This is a genomic window from Actinomycetota bacterium (assembly GCA_030684515.1).
Lineage (GTDB): Bacteria > Actinomycetota > Actinomycetes > S36-B12 > S36-B12 > UBA11398.
In genome coordinates, this window is the sequence record JAUXVJ010000009.1 from 45,386 (window position 1) to 65,986 (window position 20,601).

Consider the following 20,601-nt stretch of genomic DNA (forward strand, 5'->3'; position numbering starts at 1 on the left):
TTGAGCCGGCACAGAGCTGCCGCCGAAATCTTCAAGAGGGTCAGTCGAGCGTGATCTTCGGCAGCACTTTGCTCAACCATTTGGGCAGCCACCAGTTTGCCTTGCCAAATATGGTCATCAAAGAAGGAACCAGAATCAACCGCACCAAGAAGGCGTCGATGATCACAGCTGACGCCAATGCGACGCCAAAGAGTTTGATGGTGTCGTTTGGTGTCGGGACGAAGGACAAGAAGACGCTGGTCATGATCGTGGCAGCAATCACCACCACCTTGCCCGAACCGGCCAAGCCTCTGCGCACGGCAATGCGGTTGTCTCCGGACTTATGCCACTCCTCTTGCATACGCGTGACGAGGAATACCTGATAGTCCATCGAGAGTCCGAACAGGATCGCAAAGACCATGATGGGAAGGAAGGGCAAGATCGGCCCTGTTCCGGTGACATCCAAGAGCGAGGCCGCAGTGCCGTGTTGGAAGACTGCAACCGTGATGCCCAAGGCGCCCGCAAAACTCATGAGACTGGTGACGGCAGCAGTCAGCGGAATGACCAAGGAGTGGAACAGCATCATCAACGCAAGGAAGCCAAGTCCCACGACGAGAAGCAGGAAGATCGGCAGCATCTTCTGCAATTGCGCAGTGAAGTCCGTGGAGATTGCCTGAGTTCCACCCACGTACAGCGTCGCGCTTGAAGCAACAGCAGGGGCCGTGACGTCACGAATACGGGCGAGTGTCGCGGCCGTGGCCTCATCTTGGGGTGAGGTCGTGGGCTGCACGAGAACTGATGTCAAAGTGCCCTTTGCATCAAAGGCGGTCTTGCTGCCATCAAGCAGGATCAGCATCTTGGAATTGGGAAGGGTGCTGGCAACACCTTCAGTCTTCTCAAGTGCCTTGACCACAGTCGCCAACTCATCCATGTCACGTGGTTGCTTGAGTTCGACAGCAACAAAGAATGGTCCAGCAACTCCTGGGCCATAGCCCTTGCTGAGCAAATCAAAGCCATTGCGCAGCGGAGTGCCCGGGGCTTGAGTTCCGTTGTCAGGAAACCCGAGTTCCATCGTCAGTGCTGGCGAAGCCAGTGCGCCGATGACAACTACCGACAACACGACTGGGATCAACGGCTTCTTCTGCAGGAGCAATCCGAATGCGGACCACTTGCTGTCGTCCGGATCGATCTCCTTGTGATGGCGAGCCCAGGGCATCTTGATTGCGAGCGCTTTTGTGCCAAGCAATGAGAGCAGCGCGGGGAGCATCAACAGCGCAGACAGCATCACCATCAGGACCGTGACTGCTGCTGCCATCGAGAGGCCATTGAAGAAGTTGATGTTCAGCACGAACATGCCCAGCAACGCAACGATGACCGTGCATCCTGCGAATAGCACAGCCCGGCCAGCGGTGTTCACAGCGCGAAGAGCGGCATCCTTTGGCGCAAGATCAGCGAGACCTTGCCGATATCGATTCATGATGAACAGCGAATAGTCGATTCCGACACCAAGACCGATCATGGCCGCCAAAGTCGGCGCGAAGGACGCCACGTCCATGAAATTGCTGATGATGATGATCAGGAGCTGCCCGCCGACAAGTCCAGTGATCGCAACGATGATCGGCAGTCCGGCGGCGACAAGCGATCCGAAGGCGATCAGCAAAATGATGATCGCCACGAGCAAACCGACAGCTTCACTTGAATCGGCGCCACCACCTGCAGCAGCGAGTGCTTGACCATTGGCGCCCACGGTCAATGTCGAGGAGTTTGCGTCCTTGATCATGTTGGAGATGTGGGTGGCATCGATCGCGCTGAGAGCAGGGTCGTCGATATTGACGGTGGCATAGGCGACAGTGCGGTCCTTGGACACCGGGCTGGTCGCGTCGGCCGCGGCCTGCGCAGCAGACGTGTACTCCTCAAACTTCGCCCTGCCAGCGTCAACCGCGCTGCGCAGTTTGGCGACATCATTGGGAATCTTCTTGGCGATTGCCGCCCAGTCCTTTTCATCGGCGTGCGCGAGCCAAGCCAGAACCGTGGCGATGTCAGCGAGGTCCTCTCCATTGGCCTTGGCCAAGGGGTAGATCGCTGGCAGCGCCTTCATCAGCTTGGTCAGTTCCGCCGAGCTGATGCCGAGCGCCTGTGCGATCTTCTCGTTTGCCGCCGTTGTCAGCGCCGCGGTCACATTTGCAGGTGCCGGCTTGGGGCAATCTCGTCCGAAGTTCTCTTGGTACGGGCCAATCACACAGGTGACAGAGGACCGCTCGCTCAATTTCTTGAGCAGAGGCTGGATCTCGGACTTCACTGCTGCATCAGTTGCCTTGCCTGTGGCCGGTGCCCACACGACCTGGAAGCTGGTGTTCTGTGCATTCGCCGCTGGGAGTGCCTCAAGTAGTTCCTGAGCTCGCGTTGACTGCGCCCCCGGCAAGGCGAAACTGTTGTTGTACTTGTCGCCAAGGGCAAGCGCCCCACCGACAAGGGCGATCAGCAGCCCGAACCAGACGATGAGTGCAACGAGCGGATGACGAATGGCCCAGCGGCTCACGTTCGATCCCTCTCTGCCGGAAGTGCGACAGCCTAGCGAGAGTTCACGAACGGATTTGAGCGATCGTGGGGCGATCACCAAGGACGCAAGCAAGCAGGTCCCAGATGATCTCCCCCTGAGTTCCCCAGACGAATTGATCGTCTCCGAAGTTGAAGAAATGCATCTCAAGGGGACCAACGCGACGGCGCGCAACGTCTGCCGAGCGCTGATATCCGCCGGGCACCTCACTAGAAGTGAAATGACTTCCTTCGGTGGCAAACTCGCGCAGCGGCACTATCGCGACATCGGAAACTTCAGTTGGATCCGGCCGTATCAACGCAGCCTCGTCGATCAATCCGACAAAGACGTCGATCACATGACCACTCATGATGGGCCCGCGTGAATCCAGAGCGCCAATCACGGTGACGTGCTGCGGGTCTGGCCCCAACTCCTCTTGCAATTCGCGCAGGGCAGCCACTTGAGAATCCGCATCCACCAATGGGTCAATGCGACCGCCAGGAAAGACCCAATCGCCAGCGTGATTGCGCATCTCCAGGGCACGTTTGGTGAGAATCAATGCCGATTCGCCTTCGACTTCAATGATTGGAACGATCAGCGAAGACGGCTTCACCTCAGGTGGGTCCCAGAAGTAGTACTGCGGAGGTAGGGGTGCGGGCAGCAAGGCGCACGCACGCCTCACCGCAGCTATGGTGAAATCGGGTTCACTCACAAGATGGACTGTGCAGGATCAAGGCTGCGCTTGCATCAGGTCTGCGCCATGTCGACGAATCGCGAGTAGTGACCTTGGAAGGCCACGGTGACAGTTGCTGTAGGTCCGTTTCGGTGTTTTGCCACAATGAAATCCGCCTCGCCCGCTCGCGGGGACTCGCGCTCATATGCATCCTCACGACTGAGCAGGATGACCATGTCTGCGTCTTGCTCCAAGGAGCCGGATTCACGAAGGTCAGCAAGCATCGGCTTCTTGTCAGTGCGTTGTTCAGGTCCACGGTTCAACTGACTGATGGCGATCACTGGCACTTCAAGTTCTTTGGCAAGCAGCTTCAAGGATCGTGAGAATTCAGAAACCTCCTGCTGACGACTCTCCACGCGCTTGCCACTGGTCATCAACTGCAAGTAGTCAACGACCACGAGGCGAAGATCATGGCGCTGCTTGAGTCGACGGCACTTGGCGCGAATCTCCATCAAGGTCATGTTCGGCGAATCGTCGATGAACAACGGTGCATCACTGACCGTGCCCATCTTTGTCGCCATCTTGCCCCAGTCGCTGTCACTCATGGTGCCTGCGCGCATATGGTGCAAGGGCACCTGCGCTTCCGCAGACAGCAAGCGCATCACGATCTCGTTGCGACTCATTTCGAGGGAGAAGATCACCGAGGTCAGCCCATGCTTGATCGAAGCAGCGCGGCAGATGTCAAGACCAAAGGTGGACTTACCAATGGCCGGCCGAGCGGCCAGGATGATCAACTGACCAGCGTGTAGACCATTGGTGAGTGAATCCAGGTCGGCGAATCCCGTTGGCACGCCAACCATCTGGCCACCACGGTTTGAGATCGCCTCAATCTCGTTCAGTGCATCACCCATGATGTCTTTCAGCGGCAGATAGTCCTCGCTGGTGCGACGCTCGGTGACTTCATAGACCTCTGCTTGGGCGCGATCAACCATGTCGTCGACGTCGCCTGTTCCGGTGTAACCCATGTGCACGATGCGGGTGCCGGCCTCAACCAAGCGGCGCAGGATGGCCTGCTCGCGAACGATTCGCCCGTAGTAGGAAGCATTGGCCGCGGTGGGCACCATTGAGACCAAGGTGTGCAGATAGGCGGCACCGCCAATGCGGGTGAGCTCGCCGGCCTTGGTGAGCTCAGAGGAGACGGTGACTGCATCGGCAGGTTCGCCGCGACCATAGAGGTCAAGGATGACGCTGAAGACTGTCTGGTGCGCGGGTCGATAGAAGTCGGTTTCGCGGATGGATTCGACAACGTCGGCGATGGCGTCCTTGCTCAGGAGCATGGCTCCAAGAACCGACTGCTCGGCGGCAATATCCTGCGGCGGCGTGCGATCCAGTTGCGGGATCGGCAGTTCGGTAACGCTCATTGGCCGACCTCCTTGGTTTCTGGGACTCGTTCTACGCCGGGGGTGTGACAGCCGGGCTGGTGAAACCTATGGAGCCAGTTCCAGCCTGTCTATTTGTCCTGTTGATAGCGCTGTGCAAAGCCTGTTGACGAGTTCGGCGAGTCCCGGTGCATTGCTGTGGATGACTTGGGGACAAAGCAGAAAATTTCGACGAGCTTCCCTCCTTGATCGCCAATAATCGACCTGATTTGCCTGTGGATAAAAGATAATTCCGAGAGCAGCATCCGCCACTGGATACGCTTCCCGCGTGTCGTATCGGATCACCGTGGTTTGCCTTGGCAACATCTGTCGCTCACCCATCGCAGAGGCCGTCCTGCGCGACCGAATTGCGCGCGCGGGGCTGCAGGATGCAGTGTCCGTGGATTCCGCTGGAACCGGGGATTGGCACTTGGGTGGGGCCGCTGACCCGCGAGCGCTGGCCACCTTGGCGGCACATGGCTATCCGCTGGACCACCTGGCTCGGCAGATCGATGCAAGCTGGTTTGCCGACATTGATCTGATCCTGGCCATGGACCGGGCCAACTATCGGGATCTGCAAAAGATGCGCGAGCACGCTGGCTTGGACACCGAGATTCGGATGATGCGAGCCTTTGATCCGGCGCTTTCGGGAAGCTCTGAGCCCAGCGCTGAACTGGAGGTGCCAGATCCTTATGGAGGTGGCGACGCCGAGTTTCTTCGCGTGCTGCACATGATCGAGTCGGCAGCCGATGGACTGGTCAAGCAACTCGCCTCGGGCTTCCAGCAGGGCAAGAGAGCCTAGGCTCGGGTCATGAGCATCTCTGAGGGCAACGGATCCGCTGGTTCAGGTACTCCGTACACCGCCCCACCCGGCTGGTACAGAGCAGTCGATGGCAGCTATCAAGAGCAGTACTGGGATGGCGGCAACTGGACAGCCTCGTACCGGCCGATTGCCACCTCGGCGAAGTTGCTCTTGGCACCCGATGGTTCGCCGGTCTCACCCAAATCGCGCCTCGCTGTGCTGCTGTTCGCCATCTTCCTGGGCAGTTTCGGGGTGCACAGCTTCTTTGTCGGCAAGGTAGGCATAGGGCTGGGCCAGTTGGCGATCACGATCTGCACCTGCGGGATCTTCGGTTGGATTTGGCCACTGGTCGACGTCGTGCTGATTGCCGTGGGCACCTACAAGGACAAGGAAGAGCGACTGGTGCTCAACTGGGATTCCTGAGCAGGTCGCCAAGGGCCAGGCCAACGACTCGACCCTTGGCGACCACTGATCAAAAGTACGTCAGCTATCCGCGCGCAGGACCTTCGCCGTAGGCGTTGGGCCCAGGTGTTCCCTCGAGCAACCAGAACACGAAGACCACCAGGTTTGCGCAAGGAACGATGAGGAGCAGGTTCAGCCAGCCTGACATTCCCCGATCATGGAGACGACGGCAGCTCACCGCCAGATATGGGATGAACAGTGCCAGCGAGAGCAGCCCGCCGATGACGTAGAAGATGATCGCCCCGGCTGGGAAGGTCATATCCACATTGCCGTACATGTCCCCTGCTGGCTGTCCCGCCAGCAGCAGGATGTAGCCGATCATGTACGGGATACCCACCACGATTGCGTAGAACAGGTACCACCACCAGAACTCCGAGCGGCTGGCTCGTCCGCTGAAATCGGCGTAGTGACTCAAGACGTACTTGACTGATTGACCAAAGCTCATGACTTCTCCTTCATAGAAATGAATGCCGAAGTGCGCAACTAGACGGTTGTCTCGCCGTACTGGTTTGGTCCGGGAACAGCAGGCTGTGCCCAGAAGATGATGAGTGGGATGTAGCCGATGCAACAAACCAGAATCAGCAACTGCAGCCAGCCGGACTTTGCGGTGTCGTGCAGGCGTCGGCTACCAACGGCCAAGTGCGGCACGACGGTGGCCAGCCACCAGATTGCCGAAAGCACGCCAAAGTTGGAATCTCGAAAGATCAGTCGGTCCAGAATGCTCAACGGGATGCTCACCAGGATGAGGAAGAGCGTGAACCACCAGAACTGCGAGCGGCTGGCTCTGCCGTCAAAGTTGGCGTAGTTGTTGAAGCAATACTGAACTGATTGACCGAACGACATTTCGCCCCCCCGTTACTACCTCTGCGAGCGAACTGTAGCCAGCATTTGAATCAGATGTGAAGCCAACACAACACAACAGAGGGGACGTTCCAATTGGAACATCCCCTCTGTTGTGTTCATGTACTAGCCGGCGATGACCTCGAAGGTCAGCTTCGCAACCACGCCTTCGTGCACGAGCACTGTTGCGTTGTAGGAGCCGACGGTCTTCACGGGTGCGGCCAAGGTGACCTTGCGCTTCTCGATTGCCGGACCGCCAGCAGCCTTCACTGCATCTGCAATGTCTGCCGTGGTGACCGAACCGAAGAGTCGCCCAGTGTCTCCGGCCTTGGCGGCCAAGGTGACCTTCAAGGACTCGAGCTCCTGCTTGACCTCATTGGCATGTCCGAGGTCGCGAATCTCGCGAACCTTGCGGGCGCGCTTGATCTGCGTCACCTGCTTTTCCCCACCGCGGGTCCAGGCAATGCCCAGGCCGCGTGGCATGAGGAAGTTGCGCGCGTAGCCGTCCTTCACCGTGACGATGTCACCAGCGATGCCAAGACCGGCGACTTCCTGCGTCAGTATCAGTTTCATCATCGATCCTTAGCGTGCTGTTGAGGTGTAGGGAAGAAGTGCCATCTCACGGGCATTCTTGACAGCATTCGCAACATCGCGCTGATGCTGAGTGCAGTTGCCTGTCACTCGGCGAGCACGGATCTTGCCGCGGTCTGAAATGAACTTGCGGAGCAAGTTGGTGTCCTTGTAATCAATACCCTTGATCTCGCCTCTGCAGAACACGCAGTCCTTGCGCTTAGGAAGCTTGTCATCCTTGCCGCGCGCGGGTCCGCGCTTACTGTCACGATCTCTATCGCGTGGTGCCATGTCTGGTTACTCCTGTGAAGTCAGTGAAGATTGTCGATTAGAAAGGTGGCTCGTCGAAACCGGCGCCACCTGAGGGGCTGCTGGCCCATGGGTCATCAGTTGGGGCTGCGCCGCCGGCACTCTGGCCGCCATCGAATCCACCACCCTGACGCTGAACACGATTGACCTTGGCCGTCGCGTAGCGAAGTGCGGGACCGACATCGTCGACCTCGACCTCCATGACCTGACGCTTCTCACCCTCGCGGGTTTCATAGGAGCGCTGCTTCAAGCGGCCTTGCACAATCACACGTGTGCCCTTGGTCAGTGACTCGGCAACGTTCTCCGCGTACTGGCGCCAGACACTGCAACGCATGAAGACGGTCTCGCCGTCCTTCCACTCATTGGTTGTGCGATCAAGCACTCGTGAGCTGGAGGCAACGGTGAAGGAAGCGACAGCAGCGCCGCTTGGGGTGAAACGCAATTCAGGATCGTTGGTCAGATTGCCAACAACCGTGACTACGACGTCCCCGGCGGCCATTACTTGGCCTCCTCCGGACGCAACACCTTGGTACGCATGACGGCCTCGTTCAGCGAGAGCTGACGATCGAGCTCTGCAACTGCGGACGGGTTGGCCGTGACTTCAAGCACCGCGTAGATGCCATCCGGCTTGTGGTTGATCTCGTAGGCCATCCGACGACGACCCCACACATCAACCTTGTGCACCTCGCCACCATCAGCGCGGACGACGTTGAGGAACGTCTCCAAGCTGGGGGCTACGGTCTTTTCTTCCAGATCTGGATCAAGAATGACCATGACCTCATAACGACGCATAAGAATCCCACCTCCTTTGGACTAATACGGCCACGGACATTCCGCGGCAGGAGGGTTCTCGCGTGCCTGCCAGTTGCCGGTAGCACACACCGTCGGTCAGCAGGACTTGCGGAAGATTACCTGCCCTCGCGGGAATTAGGAAATCTCTGCTGTGGCGATGAGCGTTGCCCGGGCCAGGATGTGGAAGGACATCTTGAAGCCGAGCAGGGCCGGCGAGCTGCTGGCATCGATGCCGATGTCCTGGGTGTCCAGCGCATGCACGGTGATGAAGTAGCGATGCGAGCCGTGTCCCGATGGAGGCGCGGCTCCAAGAAATCGCGGCGAGCCAGCGTCATTGCGCAGCACTATGGCCGTGGCGGGCAGGCCCATGCCACCTTCATCTCCGGCTCCCTGGGGCAAGGAGGTGACCGCTGCAGGAATTCCCGCCACTGCCCAATGCCAGAAGCCAGACATGGTGGGCGCATCTGGGTCGTACATGGTCACTGCGTAACTCCTGGTTTCAACCGGAGCACCAGACCACGACAACTGCGGGCTGCTGTCCAAGCCGCCAGGTACTTCAAAGATTCCGGACATGTGTGCATCTGCAAGCGGCTGCCCGTCCTGCACATTGTCGCTTGTCAGGGTGAAACTGGGGACCTCAGGCAGTCGCCAGAAGGGATCGTTGCCGCTCATTGGAGTCCTCCTTCTCCCGGACTCATCTCCGGTCCGTTGGAGCCTAAGCCGATCACGGTCTCTGCGGTGTGCATCTAGGCTGCGGGTGTGCGAATTGTGACCTGGAACGTGAATTCCATTGGCGCACGACTGGATCGAGTACTGGCGTGGCTTGAACTCAACAAGCCAGATGTTCTTGCTCTCCAAGAACTCAAGTGCACCGATGAGGCATTTCCCTTGCTACCGATTCAGGCTCTGGGCTACGAGGTCGCCACCCTTGGCACTGGACGTTGGAATGGTGTCGCCTTGCTCAGTCGAGTCGGACTTGACGACGTCAAGCGAGGGTTGCTTGGTCAGCCCCAGTACGAGGACGTCGACGAGCCGCGCGCTATTGGCGCTACATGCGGCGGGGTGCGCGTCTGGAGTGTCTATGTGCCCAACGGACGCGAGCCTGATCATCCGCACTACTCGTACAAGCTCCAGTGGTTTGCGGCCCTCAAGGACACGGCCGCGGCCGAACTCGCGGCCTCTCCACAGCGGCCGTTCACGATCATCGGTGATTACAACGTTGCCCCAACCGATGCAGATGTCTGGGATATCGCCAAGTTCGAGAACAGCACACATGTGACTCCAGGTGAGCGACAGGCCCTTGCCAACGTGCTCTCGGCTGGGCTTGTTGAAGTCATGCCGCGCGCATTGAAGGGTGAACCCTTCACCTTCTGGGACTACAGGCAGGCGTCATTTGGTCGCGGCTGGGGGATGCGCATCGACCTCATCTACGCCAACCAACGCTTCGCAGACGCCGTGAGCGATGCCTACATCGATCGCGAAGAACGCAAGGGCAAGGGCGCATCCGATCACGCACCCGTTGTGGTCGACGTGGATCTTCCATGACCCCTGTTGTGCGCACTATTTCCGCCAGCCAGCATCGCCAATGGATCGCTTCACGTCCGTCAGTCTCCTTTCTTCAGCTGCCAGAGTGGGGTCGGGTCAAAGTCGGCTGGCGTTCGGAGTCGATTGGCTGGTTTGAAGGTTCAGAGCTTGTCGGCGCCGGGCTTGTGCTTTTCCGTCCAATTCCCAAGTTGCCCCAACGGTCCCTGGCCTATCTGCCCGAAGGCCCTGACATTGACTGGTTGCACTCGCGGTTTCCGCAGTACGACATCAGCGCTTGGCTGACACCCCTGCTCGCTCATCTCAAGGCCAGTGGCGCATTTCAGGTGAAGATGGGTCCGCCCGTGCCAACCCGGCGCTGGGAGTCAGAGACCATCAAGTCGGCAATGGCCCAATGGCGTGAACCTGACAGTTCGCCGCCGGCGCACTTGCACGATGTGGTTGCCGATTGGCACTCAATCCTTGCCCTGCACCTGGCCGAACGATTGGAATCGCGCGGATGGCGCCAAGAGGAGAACGTCGGCGCTGGCTTCGGAGATGTCCAACCTCGCTATGTATTCCAAGTGCAACTCGGCGGGCGAACCCTCGATGAGGTCTTTGCTGGGTTCAATCAACTCTGGCGACGCAATGTGCGTAAGGCCGAGAAGCTCGGTGTGCAGATTTCGCTGGGCGAGCGCTCTGACCTGGCCGCCTTCCACGAGGTGTACGTCGAGACGGCCAAGCGCGATCACTTCACACCTCGTGCCCTGTCGTATTTCGAGCGGATGTGGGATGAACTGAATTCCCAGCAGTCCTCGCGTCTGAGTTTGCATCTTGCGCATTTCGAGGGTCATCTCGCCGCAGCAACCCTGATGGTGCAGGTCGGTGACCACGCTTGGTACTCGTACGGGGCCTCGACTACGGCCGATCGTGACGTGCGGCCATCCAATGCATTGCAGTGGGCGATGATCACGCGCGCGCACGAAGCCGGTTGCACGATCTACGATCTGCGTGGCATCGCCGACACTCTCAATCCTGATGACCATCTGTTCGGATTGGTGCAGTTCAAAGTCGGCTCCGGCGGCTACGCCCAGGAGTACGTTGGCGAATGGGATTTCATCTTGCGAGCCAGCTGGGCGAAGGCGTACGCGCTGTACCAGTCCCGGAGGAGCTGACCTTGGACGGAGCAGGCAATGACCTTCACTCTTGAAGTGAGCACCGAGCAGTGGCGCGCGCATGTGCACACCGTCAGTGCAATGGTGAAATCGCTCACTGGTGCTTCGATCGTGCCGGTCATCAAGGGCAACGGCTATGGATTGGGTCAGGCCCGCTTGGCCCGTGAGAGCAACGCCCTCCAAAGCGAAGCGGTCGCGGTTGGTTCGGTATTCGAACTCGATGAAGTGCTGTCGAACACGGACGCCGATGTCGTGGTGCTCGAGCCATTCGAACCGCGCGACCTCCTGGCTGGCGACGTCTGGTGGGAGATCGCTCAGAAGTGGGATGCGCGAAGGGTCATTCGGACCATCTCATCGACCTCCGGGCTGGCGTCATTGAGTTCGGGCTCCGGCAACGTGCGCGTGCTGCTTGAGGCGCGCACTTCTATGAATCGTTTTGGATTCAGCGAGTCTGAACTTGGACGCGCCCTGGCAGATCCACTGACGCATGCAGCGATCGCATCGCATCGATTGCAGATCTGTGGTGTGACCTTGCATCTGCCTCTTGAACAATCCGCCGATGAGGAATCCACGCCAGGTGAAGCAGCTGTGACAGCCCGCGTTCATGAGGTGCAGCGCTGGCACGGCTTGTGGCAGACCGAATCAGCGAAGCTTGGCACCGTTGCTGACCAGACTCTGTGGCTCTCACACTTGAGCGACAACGAGTACTCACAGCTTCAGGCTTCAAATCGGAAGATTCAGATGAAGGCTCGCATCGGTACCCGACTGTGGCTGGGGGATCGGAGCGCGCTCAATGTGTACGGGGTCGCACTTGCCGTGCACCCATTGCCCGACGGCACGCACGTGGGCTATCGGCAACGCAGCGGCCCCACTGGTGGCACCCTTGTCGTGGTATCCGGCGGAACCTCGCATGGCATTGGCCTCAGCGCACCAACTCCTGCCTCGAGTCTTCGTCAGCGGATCGTCACAGTTGGAACTGGCGCTCTGGATGCAGCTGGTCGTGCGCTCTCACCATTCATCTGGGAAGGCAAGCAGCGTTGGTTTGCTGAGCCTCCTCATCAACACCATTCGATGATCTGGCTGCCGCGCGGCTGCGTGGTGCCGCAGGTCGGCGATCAGTTTCGAGCAGACGTTCGTTTCACCACATCGCGCTTTGACGTGGTGCGGGGTATGGACTAGTAGCGCGCAATTCGGTAGCCCGAACCGGATCATCCTCTGGCTTCAGAATGTCACGTATCACCATGATGGCAAAGAACGCGGTGCCAGCGATATGGACGAAGGTGGCGAAGGCATACCACTCGGCAGTCAGGCCTTTGGCGCCTTCCAACTGATAGCCCGCAAGGAACCACCACACTGCAACGAAGTAGACGACTTCAGCGGCCTGCCAGATCAGGAAGTCTCGCCAGCGTGGACGCGCCAGCACGGCCAGTGGAATCAGCCATAGTCCGAACTGCGGCGCAAAGCCTTTTGCCAGCAACACATATGCGGCTACGACAAGGAAAATCACCGAAGCCGCGCGCGGTGGCATTGGTGCTTGCAGGACCAGGGCTGCGATGCCAGCCAACGCCGCCAGGAACAGCAGCAGCGCTGCCAGGTTCACCTGACCCGCCGAGAGTTCGGGTCCTCCCCACTGTTGCATGGCAAACCACATCGACCCGAGGTCTGGCAGCGCGTCAAAGAGCCTGCGATGGATCACCGACCAGCCTTCATAGTTCATCACCATGAACGGAACGTTGATCACCAAACAGGTGCCAACTGCGGCGAGCGCGAGCCGCCCGGTGTCCTGCCAACGCTTGGTCCGCAAGGCGAGGAGTGCGAATGCAATGAGAATGACGAAGGGGTAGTGGGCCGCAGACATCGCTGCCCCAAGCAGGATGCCCGCAGCAACCACTCGATTGCGTGACAACTGCAGCATGACCAGCGCAACCAAGGCCACAGCCAGCAAGTCCCAGTTGATACGCGAAGCCAGAATCACAATTGGAGCAAGCGCGACCATGGCGGCATCCCATGGTCGATTGCGCGCGGCGAGAGCGGTCGCAATCACCGCGATGAGTAGTGGGATGAACAGCAGCACGATATTGACATCGAAGAACAGCGCAGCCGCATCAACCTGTGGTCGCAGTGCACTCAGCCAGTGGGTGAGAAGTGAAGAGATCTCCATGAACATGCCGACGAGCACCGGAGCATCCACAGCTTGGTGCTCTGTCGACAACTGCACGTAAGGAACTGTGCTATCGACCATTCCCTTCAATGTGTAGAAGGGATGAATGTCGGTGTAGCAGAGGTGCTCGTATCGCTCAGGAGAGATCCAATTGCTGCTTCGGCATGACGAGCCAATCCAGATACCGAATGAGTAGCCCAGGGCAGTGAGCACGATCAACACGCGCAGGGGGATCCACCACTGTGGACGGGCACGCCGGTTGACGCCGGCCGGTCCGCCGATCAACTCGCTACTACTGGCCAGCAGCGCATCATCATGCGTCGGCGTGACATCAGCCATCGCGACTACCCGGCCACTGATGGTGGGCCGTCGCCATTGCCTGTCACCGGAGCCTTGCTTGGCGATTTGCCTGGCGATTTGCTCGGAGTCTTTGAAGGTCGAGAGCTGGGGACCTGCTTGGGCGCGCCGTCACCAAGCGGCACGGGGGCCACGCTTGCACCTGGATTGTCGAACACATCACCGTTAGGTGCTTCATCTATGGGTTCAGGTGAGAATTCCGTGCCATCTGCGTTTGCACAACCAAGAGGAGGCAAACCGCCATTGGCGTCGGCCAAAGCGACGCAGTCAAGTCGGTCGTTTATCGATGATGGAGGCGTAGCCAATTTAGCAACTGGCTGTCCCCTCAGGGCCGCCTTCATGTACTTGGTCCAGATTGCTGCCGGAAAAGATCCACCGGTCACGGTCCGCAAGCCACCCGTCTTGGAAAGCGAGACGGGCATGCCGGCCTCGTTCTCCTTGGCCATCAATACCGCGGTGGATAGTTGCGGGGTGTATCCGACAAACCAGGCACTCTTGTTGCCGTCGGTCGTGCCCGTCTTTGCAGCCGCGGGTCGATTGAGCGCGCGCGCGGCAAAGGCGGTGCCTCGCTGCACGTTCTCACTGAGGGCATAGGTCACTGTGTCGGCTACGCGTGAGTCAAATTCTGTCGTGAGCGTTGGCTCGTAGTCATACAGCAATCCTCCATTGGGCCCGATCACCCTGTCGACAATTGAAGTGGTCGATCGGACTCCCTGTGCGGCGAATGTCGCATATGCATTAGCCATGCTGAGTCCAGAGGGAGAAGCCGTACCGAGCACAAAAGTGAGATTGAGTGCATCCAGATTCAGACCCGGCGTGCTCTCGGGGATTCCTGCTCGCAATGCTGCATTGGCCACCGCTTCGACACCGATCGCGGATTCCATCTGAACATAGGCGGAGTTGACGGAGCGCAAGGTTGCCTTCAACAGGGAGATCTCGCCGAAAGATCTGTCTCCGTAGTTTGTCAGCGTGTAGCCATTGACCGTGCTCGGCGAATCACCGTTCCATACAGAGGTCAGCGGCATGTTCTTCTCGGTGGCGGCAGCAAGAGCAAAGGTCTTGAAGGTCGATCCGGCCTGAGCAAAGGGTCGCGTCGCATTGTTGATCTGGTCTTCGATGAAGTCCTGCCCGCCATACAGCGCAACGATTTCACCGGTGTTGGGTCGTACGGACGCCAAGCCGATGCGCAGACCCTCGATGTTCGAAGATGGACCAACAGCCTTCACGGCCCGAATTGCCGCATCCTCGGCCCTCTTGTCGAGAGTGGAGAAAATCTGCAGGCCGCCGGCTTCGATCTGTGTCTCGTCGAAGCCGAGTGATATCAGCTGATCCTTGATGCCTTGCAGGAGATAGCCGGTCTGCCCGCCGAGGCGGTTAGCGTTCTTGGCATCAAGAATGTCCGGAAAGCGTGCACCTGCTCGTTGGTCGGCACTTATCCACCCTTGCGACTGCATCCCATCGAGCACATAACTCCAGCGAGCTTTCAGTGCACTGAGTTGTGTTTCCGGAGCCAAGCCGCTTGGTGATTTGATGATCGAGGCAAGCACAGCCCCTTCGGTCAGGCTGAGCTCGTTCACCGGCTTGGCGAAGTAGGCCCGCGAAGCCGCATCGATGCCACTTGCGTGCCGCCCGAAGTAGATGGTGTTGAGGTAGTCCTCAAGAATCTGATCCTTGGACGCAACCGTCTCCAGCTTGAAGGCAAGCAGCGCCTCACGGACCTTGCGATTCCACGATCGCTCCTGAGTCAGAAACGCGTTCTTGGCGTACTGCTGGGTGATCGTGGAGCCGCCCTGAGTTGAACCGCCGGTCAGGTTGTTGATGACGGCACGTACAAAGCCGATCGGCGAGACGCCGCCATGGTCATAGAAGTCGCGGTCCTCAGCTGCCAGGATCGCTTTTTGCACATGCTCTGGGACATCGCTGAGCGGCACGCTGCGTCTGGATGAATCGCCCAGGCGACCCACCTCATTGGTGCCATCTGCGTAATAGACGACGGTGGCCTGGCTGGTGGCCAACTCATTGGGCTTGGGAATGGTGGTCATCGCCAAGGCGATCGCGAATCCGGCGATCGCCACTACGAACACTACGACGCCCGTTATCAGAATGCGACGAATCCAATGCGGTCGCTTGGCCTTCTTGCGACGTCTGGCAGGAGGGCGAGCACTGCTGGATCTGGCAGGTGGACGTCTGGCCGCACCCCGCTGATCTCCGGTCACCGTTTCCCTTCGAGTTCGATGAGGTCACGGGGCGTGCGGGGCGCACGTCGCGGAACTCCATCTCCCAAGACGAAAGTCTTCATCAAAAAGTTCCAATGGCAGCGTTGGCACACCTCAACGACATAGACCTTGAACTCGCCAAAGGTCCGAGCCATCTCAGGCAGCTCGGCGTGCTGGCGGACCCTTCCGGAGTAGGGACCCAACTGATCGCCATAGACGTAGGTGACGTGGACAAACTCGGGGTCCTTGCAGACCGGGCACGGGGCTCCGCTTGGCTCCCCGTGAAACCTGGCAGCTTTCAGGAGGTAGGGGTCAGCGTCACAGAACTCGCTACTGAGCATCCCGCCACGAAAGAAGGCCAGCAGCGCTGCTCGCCGTTGCAGAGTGAAATCAATCGGCGATCGTGGCGCTGTGGGATCGGCGATCTTCTCGATCGGACCAAGTTCAGCCTGCTTGCTGGGCTTGCTTGAGGCTCCACGCACGACTGAGCCACGGATGGCACTGTGGCGCGGAGCAGACATTGGACCAGTCTAGGTTGATTCGGACGTCTGATCGGAGTGCGCCGCGTTTGCATTGATATATCGCATTGATATATCTTGCCAATATGTCAAAGCGCGCGGATATCCTCGAATTCGCAGTGCTGGGCATGTTGGGTGACGGCCCCCTTCACGGATATGAGCTCCGCAAGCGCCTGGACACCGTGCTTGGGCCATTCCGCACTCTTTCCTTTGGCTCCCTTTACCCCTGCTTGCGCCGGATCGAGGAGCGTGGGCTCATTGTTCAAGTGCACGTCACCCCGGCGACTGAGAGCAACGCCCCACCCCTGAGCGGTCGACGCTCACGAGTGGTCTACTCCCTGACTGGTGACGGCAAAGAGGCCTTCGACCACTGGGTCAATGAGCCCGGTCCTGAATCCTGGGAGGATGAGGGCTTCGCGGCTCATCTGGCCTTCTTCGGACGCACTGAGGCGTGGGTGCGAGTTCGCATTCTTGAAGGGCGACGCTCTCGAATGGAGGAGCGCGTGGCTGCCCTGCGCGAATCGATGCTGCGGTCACGTGATCGCGTCGACGCCTACACACTTGAATTGCAAAACCATGGACTTGATCGAGCCGAGCGTGAAGTGCGCTGGCTCAACGAGCTCATCACCAATGAGCGCAAGAAAGCAGAAAGCGCACAACAACCGCGCGACTTCACTACATAAGCACCGTTGAATACATTAGGAGAAACACATGGGATCAGTACGCGTCGCCATCGTTGGCGTCGGCAACTGTGCGGCATCACTTGTTCAGGGTGTCGAGTACTACAAGGATGCTGATCCGCAAGGATTCGTCCCCGGACTGATGCACGTGCAGTTCGGCCCTTACCACGTCCGCGACGTTGAATTCGTTGCTGCCTTTGACGTGGACGCCAAGAAGGTCGGCCAGGATCTCTCCGCTGCCATCGGTGCTTCAGAGAACAACACCATCAAGATCTGCGACGTGCCTGTCACTGGCGTCATAGTGCAGCGTGGTCACACCCACGATGGCCTGGGCAAGTACTACCGCGAGACCATCAGCGAGTCTGAAGAGGCAGCAGTCGACGTTGTCGCCGCTCTTAAGGCAGCCAAGACGGACATCGTCGTGTGCTACCTGCCAGTGGGTTCAGAGGACGCCGCGCGCTTCTACGCACAGTGCGCAATCGACGCTGGCTGTGGCTTCGTCAATGCGCTTCCGGTGTTCATCGCTGGTACCCCAGCATGGGCAAAGAAGTTCGAAGATGCCGGTCTGCCAATCGTTGGCGACGACATCAAGAGTCAGGTCGGCGCCACGATCACTCACCGCATCCTCGCCAAGCTCTTTGAGGATCGTGGAGTCATCCTTGACCGCACATACCAATTGAACGTGGGCGGCAACATGGATTTCATGAACATGCTCGAGCGTGAGCGCCTTGAGTCCAAGAAGATCTCCAAGACGCAGTCGGTCACCTCGCAGATCTCACACGACATCGGCGCGCGCAACGTCCACATCGGACCTTCGGACTACGTGGCTTGGCTCGATGACCGCAAGTGGGCCTTTGTTCGTCTTGAAGGTCGGGCATTTGGCGACGTGCCGTTGAGCCTTGAGTACAAGCTCGAGGTGTGGGATTCGCCCAACAGTGCCGGCGTGATCATCGACGCAGTTCGTGCGGCCATGATCGCCAAGGATCGTGGCATCGGCGGACCAATCCTTTCGGCTTCGAGCTACTTCATGAAGTCACCGCCTGTGCAGTACAGCGACAGCGAGGCGCACATCGCCGTCGAGGACTTCATTGCCGGAAAGATCGAGCGCTAACACACCTGCATCACAGTGCCCCGGTGCTCCGAGTGAACAACTCGGAGCACCGGGGCACTGTCGCGTACGGTGTGAAGATGGAGAGTTCATGACAAAAGCCAAGAAGCCTGCTACGCGCTTGCAAGTCAGCGCGGACAGCCATGATCTGATCCAAGTGCTCGGTGCACGCGTCAATAATCTGAAGGACATCAGCGTTGAGATCCCCAAGCGCCGATTGACTGTCTTCACCGGGGTCTCCGGTTCGGGTAAGAGCTCACTGGTGTTCGGCACCATCGCCGCTGAATCTCAGCGCTTGATCAACGAGACCTACAGCGCATTTGTTCAGGGCTTCATGCCGACTCTGGCCCGACCAGACGTTGATGTGCTCGAGGGCCTCACCACTGCGCTCATCGTTGATCAGGAGCGGATCGGATCTGATCCGCGCTCGACGGTTGGCACTGCTACTGATGCCAATGCGATGCTTCGCATCTTGTTCAGTCGTCTGGGAAAGCCGCACATCGGCTCACCACAGGCTTTCTCCTTCAACGTGGCATCAATCAGTGGAGCGGGTGCTGTCACCCTCGAACGTGCGGGGCGCACGGTGAAGGAGCGACGCAGCTTCAGCATCACTGGCGGCATGTGTCCGCGCTGCGAAGGTCGGGGCTCGGTAACTGACTTTGATCTCACCGCGCTCTACGACGACAGCAAATCCCTCAATGAGGGTGCGCTCACCATTCCCGGCTACAGCATGGACGGATGGTTTGGCCGCATCCTTCGAGGTTGTGGCTTCTTTGATCCTGACAAGGCGATCCGCAAGTACACGAAGAAGGAACTGCAGGACCTGCTCTATCGCGAACCGACCAAGCTCAAGATCGAGGGCATCAACCTGACCTACGCCGGTCTGATTCGGCAGATTCAGAAGTCCATGCTGTCCAAGGATGTCGACGCGATGCGGCCGCACATCCGCTCCTTCGTCGATCGCGCCATGACATTCACAAGTTGCCCCGACTGCGGCGGAACCCGACTCAGTGCGGCTGCGCGCTCGTCCAAGATAGAGAAGATCAGCATCGGCGATGCATGTGCGATGCAGATCAGTGACCTAGCCGAATGGGCGCGTGAACTCAGCGAACCAACAGTCGTTCCCCTGTTGAATGCCCTGCAATTGACTCTGGACTCCTTCGTCGACATCGGACTGGGCTATCTGTCACTTGATCGGACGTCCGGGACCTTGTCCGGTGGCGAAGCCCAACGAGTGAAAATGATCGGGCACCTGGGCTCTGCACTGACCGACGTCACGTATGTATTTGACGAGCCCACAAGTGGCTTGCATCCCCACGACATTCAGCGCATGAATGAGTTGCTGCTGCAGTTGCGCGATAAGGGCAACACCGTGCTGGTTGTCGAGCACAAGCCGGAGACCATTGAAATCGCCGATCATGTTGTCGATCTTGGCCCTGGTGCTGGCACAGCCGGTGGCAACATCTGCTTCGAGGGATCCATCGACGGACTACGAAAGAGCAAGACGATCACCGGGAAGCATCTGGACGATCGAGCCGCACTCAAGCAGTCCTTGCGCGCGCCGAGCGGAAAGCTTGAGGTGCGTAACGCGAGGTTCAACAACCTCAAGAACGTGAACGTCGACATTCCCCTTGGCGTACTTGTCGTGGTCACTGGAGTTGCCGGATCGGGCAAGAGTTCACTGATCCACGGAACGGTGTCTGGTCGACCTGAGGTAGTCGCTGTTGACCAAACTCCTATCAAGGGCTCACGGCGAAGCAATCCTGCGACGTACACCGGCCTGCTCGAGCCGATTCGCAAAGCCTTTGCCAAGGCCAACGGCGTCAAGCCGGCGATGTTCAGCGCGAACTCTGAAGGAGCCTGCCCCAATTGCAATGGTGCAGGTGTGATCTACACCGATCTGGCGATGATGGCCGGGGTGTCAACTGTCTGCGAACTGTGCGAGGGAAGACGTTTCCAGGCATCGGTCTTGGAGTACACCTTTGGCGGCCGGGACATCACAGAGGTCCTAGCCATGACCGTCACTGAAGCCGCTGCATTCTTCGGCCAGGGCCCGTCACACATTCCGCCTGCACTAACAGTCCTCAATCGACTCACCGATGTCGGTCTTGGCTATCTCATATTGGGCCAACCACTGCCGACTCTCTCCGGTGGCGAGCGACAGCGGTTGAAACTGGCAACACAGATGGCTGACAAAGGTGAGATCTATGTACTCGACGAACCCACCACCGGCTTGCATCTGGCCGACGTCGAGCAACTGCTCGGCCTGCTTGACCGACTTGTCGATGCAGGCAAGTCCGTGATTGTCATCGCCCACCACCAAGCCGTCATGGCCCACGCGGACTGGATCATTGATCTGGGTCCTGGTGCCGGGCACGATGGCGGGACGATCGTCTTTGAGGGCACACCTGAAGATCTCATTGCTGACGGATCCACCCTCACCGGCGAGTACCTCGCGAAGTATGTTCACAGCTGAGCAGCGCT

The 20,601-nt window shown here is 58.9% G+C and carries 21 protein-coding genes; 8 read left to right on the forward strand and 13 right to left on the reverse strand.

Annotated elements, in window-relative coordinates; all coding sequences use genetic code 11:
- Positions 1–40: 40 nt before the first annotated feature.
- The 3 genes from Q8M73_01985 to dnaB are packed head-to-tail and all read right to left on the reverse strand — an operon-like array spanning position 41 to position 4,609.
- Entirely contained in the window at positions 41–2,518 is a 2,478-nt protein-coding gene (locus tag Q8M73_01985; protein ID MDP2287321.1) for an MMPL family transporter, read from the reverse strand.
- Between the two features lie 43 nt (positions 2,519–2,561).
- Positions 2,562–3,227: a CoA pyrophosphatase gene (locus Q8M73_01990; GenBank protein MDP2287322.1), complete on the reverse strand. Its 666-nt coding sequence runs from the start codon at positions 3,225–3,227 to the stop codon at positions 2,562–2,564.
- A 35-nt stretch (positions 3,228–3,262) separates the two neighbouring features.
- Complete coding sequence (gene dnaB, locus Q8M73_01995; protein ID MDP2287323.1) at positions 3,263–4,609, reverse strand: replicative DNA helicase; 1,347 nt, start codon at positions 4,607–4,609, stop codon at positions 3,263–3,265.
- A 286-nt stretch (positions 4,610–4,895) separates the two neighbouring features.
- On the opposite strand from dnaB, the gene Q8M73_02000 reads away from it, so the two are divergent.
- Positions 4,896–5,408 (forward strand): low molecular weight protein-tyrosine-phosphatase, encoded by a 513-nt coding sequence (locus Q8M73_02000; GenBank protein MDP2287324.1) that lies wholly within the window; start codon positions 4,896–4,898, stop codon positions 5,406–5,408.
- Between the two features lie 9 nt (positions 5,409–5,417).
- Positions 5,418–5,831 carry an NINE protein gene (locus tag Q8M73_02005; protein MDP2287325.1) on the forward strand — a complete coding sequence of 138 codons (414 nt, stop codon included), beginning with the start codon at positions 5,418–5,420 and terminating at the stop codon, positions 5,829–5,831.
- Positions 5,832–5,895: 64 nt separating this feature from the next.
- On the opposite strand, the gene Q8M73_02010 is transcribed toward Q8M73_02005, so the two are convergent.
- The 7 genes from Q8M73_02010 to Q8M73_02040 all read right to left on the reverse strand — a co-directional run bounded on the left by Q8M73_02010 (position 5,896) and on the right by Q8M73_02040 (position 9,053).
- Complete coding sequence (locus Q8M73_02010) at positions 5,896–6,315, reverse strand: DUF805 domain-containing protein (protein MDP2287326.1); 420 nt, start codon at positions 6,313–6,315, stop codon at positions 5,896–5,898.
- A 38-nt stretch (positions 6,316–6,353) separates the two neighbouring features.
- Positions 6,354–6,713, reverse strand: coding sequence for a DUF805 domain-containing protein (locus Q8M73_02015; protein ID MDP2287327.1), 360 nt, complete (start codon positions 6,711–6,713; stop codon positions 6,354–6,356).
- Positions 6,714–6,836: 123 nt separating this feature from the next.
- Positions 6,837–7,283 (reverse strand): 50S ribosomal protein L9, encoded by a 447-nt coding sequence (gene rplI / locus Q8M73_02020; GenBank protein MDP2287328.1) that lies wholly within the window; start codon positions 7,281–7,283, stop codon positions 6,837–6,839.
- A gap of 9 nt (positions 7,284–7,292) precedes the next feature.
- Positions 7,293–7,571, reverse strand: coding sequence for a 30S ribosomal protein S18 (gene rpsR / locus Q8M73_02025; GenBank protein MDP2287329.1), 279 nt, complete (start codon positions 7,569–7,571; stop codon positions 7,293–7,295).
- A gap of 37 nt (positions 7,572–7,608) precedes the next feature.
- Positions 7,609–8,088 (reverse strand): single-stranded DNA-binding protein, encoded by a 480-nt coding sequence (locus Q8M73_02030; protein ID MDP2287330.1) that lies wholly within the window; start codon positions 8,086–8,088, stop codon positions 7,609–7,611.
- Positions 8,088–8,381, reverse strand: coding sequence for a 30S ribosomal protein S6 (rpsF, locus tag Q8M73_02035; GenBank protein ID MDP2287331.1), 294 nt, complete (start codon positions 8,379–8,381; stop codon positions 8,088–8,090). The genes Q8M73_02030 and rpsF overlap by 1 nt, the downstream gene beginning before the upstream one ends.
- A gap of 135 nt (positions 8,382–8,516) precedes the next feature.
- Positions 8,517–9,053: a YbhB/YbcL family Raf kinase inhibitor-like protein gene (locus Q8M73_02040; GenBank protein ID MDP2287332.1), complete on the reverse strand. Its 537-nt coding sequence runs from the start codon at positions 9,051–9,053 to the stop codon at positions 8,517–8,519.
- An 87-nt stretch (positions 9,054–9,140) separates the two neighbouring features.
- Here Q8M73_02040 and Q8M73_02045 point away from each other — a divergent pair, with 87 nt between their 5' ends.
- From Q8M73_02045 to Q8M73_02055, 3 genes are read left to right on the forward strand one after another with little or no spacing between them, the layout of a single operon-like run.
- Complete coding sequence (locus tag Q8M73_02045; protein MDP2287333.1) at positions 9,141–9,926, forward strand: exodeoxyribonuclease III; 786 nt, start codon at positions 9,141–9,143, stop codon at positions 9,924–9,926.
- The gene (locus Q8M73_02050) at positions 9,923–11,077 is read left to right on the forward strand and encodes a peptidoglycan bridge formation glycyltransferase FemA/FemB family protein (protein MDP2287334.1); all 1,155 of its coding nucleotides are present in this window, start codon (positions 9,923–9,925) and stop codon (positions 11,075–11,077) included. The genes Q8M73_02045 and Q8M73_02050 overlap by 4 nt, the downstream gene beginning before the upstream one ends.
- A gap of 18 nt (positions 11,078–11,095) precedes the next feature.
- Positions 11,096–12,256 (forward strand): alanine racemase, encoded by a 1,161-nt coding sequence (locus Q8M73_02055; GenBank protein ID MDP2287335.1) that lies wholly within the window; start codon positions 11,096–11,098, stop codon positions 12,254–12,256.
- Here the strand turns inward: Q8M73_02055 and Q8M73_02060 are convergent.
- The 3 genes from Q8M73_02060 to Q8M73_02070 form a co-directional block, all read right to left on the reverse strand.
- Positions 12,216–13,577, reverse strand: a complete 1,362-nt coding sequence (locus Q8M73_02060; GenBank protein MDP2287336.1) for a hypothetical protein — start codon at positions 13,575–13,577, stop codon at positions 12,216–12,218. The two genes, Q8M73_02055 and Q8M73_02060, sit on opposite strands and share 41 nt — an antisense overlap.
- A 5-nt stretch (positions 13,578–13,582) precedes the next feature.
- Complete coding sequence (locus tag Q8M73_02065; GenBank protein ID MDP2287337.1) at positions 13,583–15,679, reverse strand: transglycosylase domain-containing protein; 2,097 nt, start codon at positions 15,677–15,679, stop codon at positions 13,583–13,585.
- A gap of 128 nt (positions 15,680–15,807) precedes the next feature.
- Positions 15,808–16,332 carry a DUF5318 family protein gene (locus Q8M73_02070; GenBank protein ID MDP2287338.1) on the reverse strand — a complete coding sequence of 175 codons (525 nt, stop codon included), beginning with the start codon at positions 16,330–16,332 and terminating at the stop codon, positions 15,808–15,810.
- Between the two features lie 83 nt (positions 16,333–16,415).
- Between Q8M73_02070 and Q8M73_02075 the strand changes: the two genes are divergently transcribed.
- From Q8M73_02075 to Q8M73_02085, 3 genes are all read left to right on the forward strand, one after another.
- Complete coding sequence (locus Q8M73_02075; protein ID MDP2287339.1) at positions 16,416–17,012, forward strand: PadR family transcriptional regulator; 597 nt, start codon at positions 16,416–16,418, stop codon at positions 17,010–17,012.
- Between the two features lie 28 nt (positions 17,013–17,040).
- A complete protein-coding gene (locus Q8M73_02080) occupies positions 17,041–18,120 on the forward strand; it encodes an inositol-3-phosphate synthase (protein MDP2287340.1) in 1,080 nt (359 codons plus the stop codon).
- An 88-nt stretch (positions 18,121–18,208) separates the two neighbouring features.
- Complete coding sequence (locus tag Q8M73_02085; GenBank protein ID MDP2287341.1) at positions 18,209–20,593, forward strand: excinuclease ABC subunit UvrA; 2,385 nt, start codon at positions 18,209–18,211, stop codon at positions 20,591–20,593.
- Positions 20,594–20,601: the final 8 nt, after the last annotated feature.

Bases quoted from the DNA above. Each gene is read 5' to 3' on its own strand.
- dnaB (MDP2287323.1), bottom strand. From the start codon at position 4,609: ATGAGCGTTACCGAACTGCCGATCCCGCAACTGGATCGCACGCCGCCG.
- Q8M73_02005 (MDP2287325.1), top strand. From the start codon at position 5,418: ATGAGCATCTCTGAGGGCAACGGATCCGCTGGTTCAGGTACTCCGTAC.
- Q8M73_02010 (MDP2287326.1), bottom strand. From the start codon at position 6,315: ATGAGCTTTGGTCAATCAGTCAAGTACGTCTTGAGTCACTACGCCGAT.
- Q8M73_02015 (MDP2287327.1), bottom strand. From the start codon at position 6,713: ATGTCGTTCGGTCAATCAGTTCAGTATTGCTTCAACAACTACGCCAAC.
- rplI (MDP2287328.1), bottom strand. From the start codon at position 7,283: ATGAAACTGATACTGACGCAGGAAGTCGCCGGTCTTGGCATCGCTGGT.
- rpsR (MDP2287329.1), bottom strand. From the start codon at position 7,571: ATGGCACCACGCGATAGAGATCGTGACAGTAAGCGCGGACCCGCGCGC.
- Q8M73_02030 (MDP2287330.1), bottom strand. From the start codon at position 8,088: ATGGCCGCCGGGGACGTCGTAGTCACGGTTGTTGGCAATCTGACCAAC.
- rpsF (MDP2287331.1), bottom strand. From the start codon at position 8,381: ATGCGTCGTTATGAGGTCATGGTCATTCTTGATCCAGATCTGGAAGAA.
- Q8M73_02040 (MDP2287332.1), bottom strand. From the start codon at position 9,053: ATGAGCGGCAACGATCCCTTCTGGCGACTGCCTGAGGTCCCCAGTTTC.
- Q8M73_02050 (MDP2287334.1), top strand. From the start codon at position 9,923: ATGACCCCTGTTGTGCGCACTATTTCCGCCAGCCAGCATCGCCAATGG.
- Q8M73_02055 (MDP2287335.1), top strand. From the start codon at position 11,096: ATGACCTTCACTCTTGAAGTGAGCACCGAGCAGTGGCGCGCGCATGTG.
- Q8M73_02060 (MDP2287336.1), bottom strand. From the start codon at position 13,577: ATGGCTGATGTCACGCCGACGCATGATGATGCGCTGCTGGCCAGTAGT.
- Q8M73_02070 (MDP2287338.1), bottom strand. From the start codon at position 16,332: ATGTCTGCTCCGCGCCACAGTGCCATCCGTGGCTCAGTCGTGCGTGGA.
- Q8M73_02075 (MDP2287339.1), top strand. From the start codon at position 16,416: ATGTCAAAGCGCGCGGATATCCTCGAATTCGCAGTGCTGGGCATGTTG.
- Q8M73_02080 (MDP2287340.1), top strand. From the start codon at position 17,041: ATGGGATCAGTACGCGTCGCCATCGTTGGCGTCGGCAACTGTGCGGCA.
- Q8M73_02085 (MDP2287341.1), top strand. From the start codon at position 18,209: ATGACAAAAGCCAAGAAGCCTGCTACGCGCTTGCAAGTCAGCGCGGAC.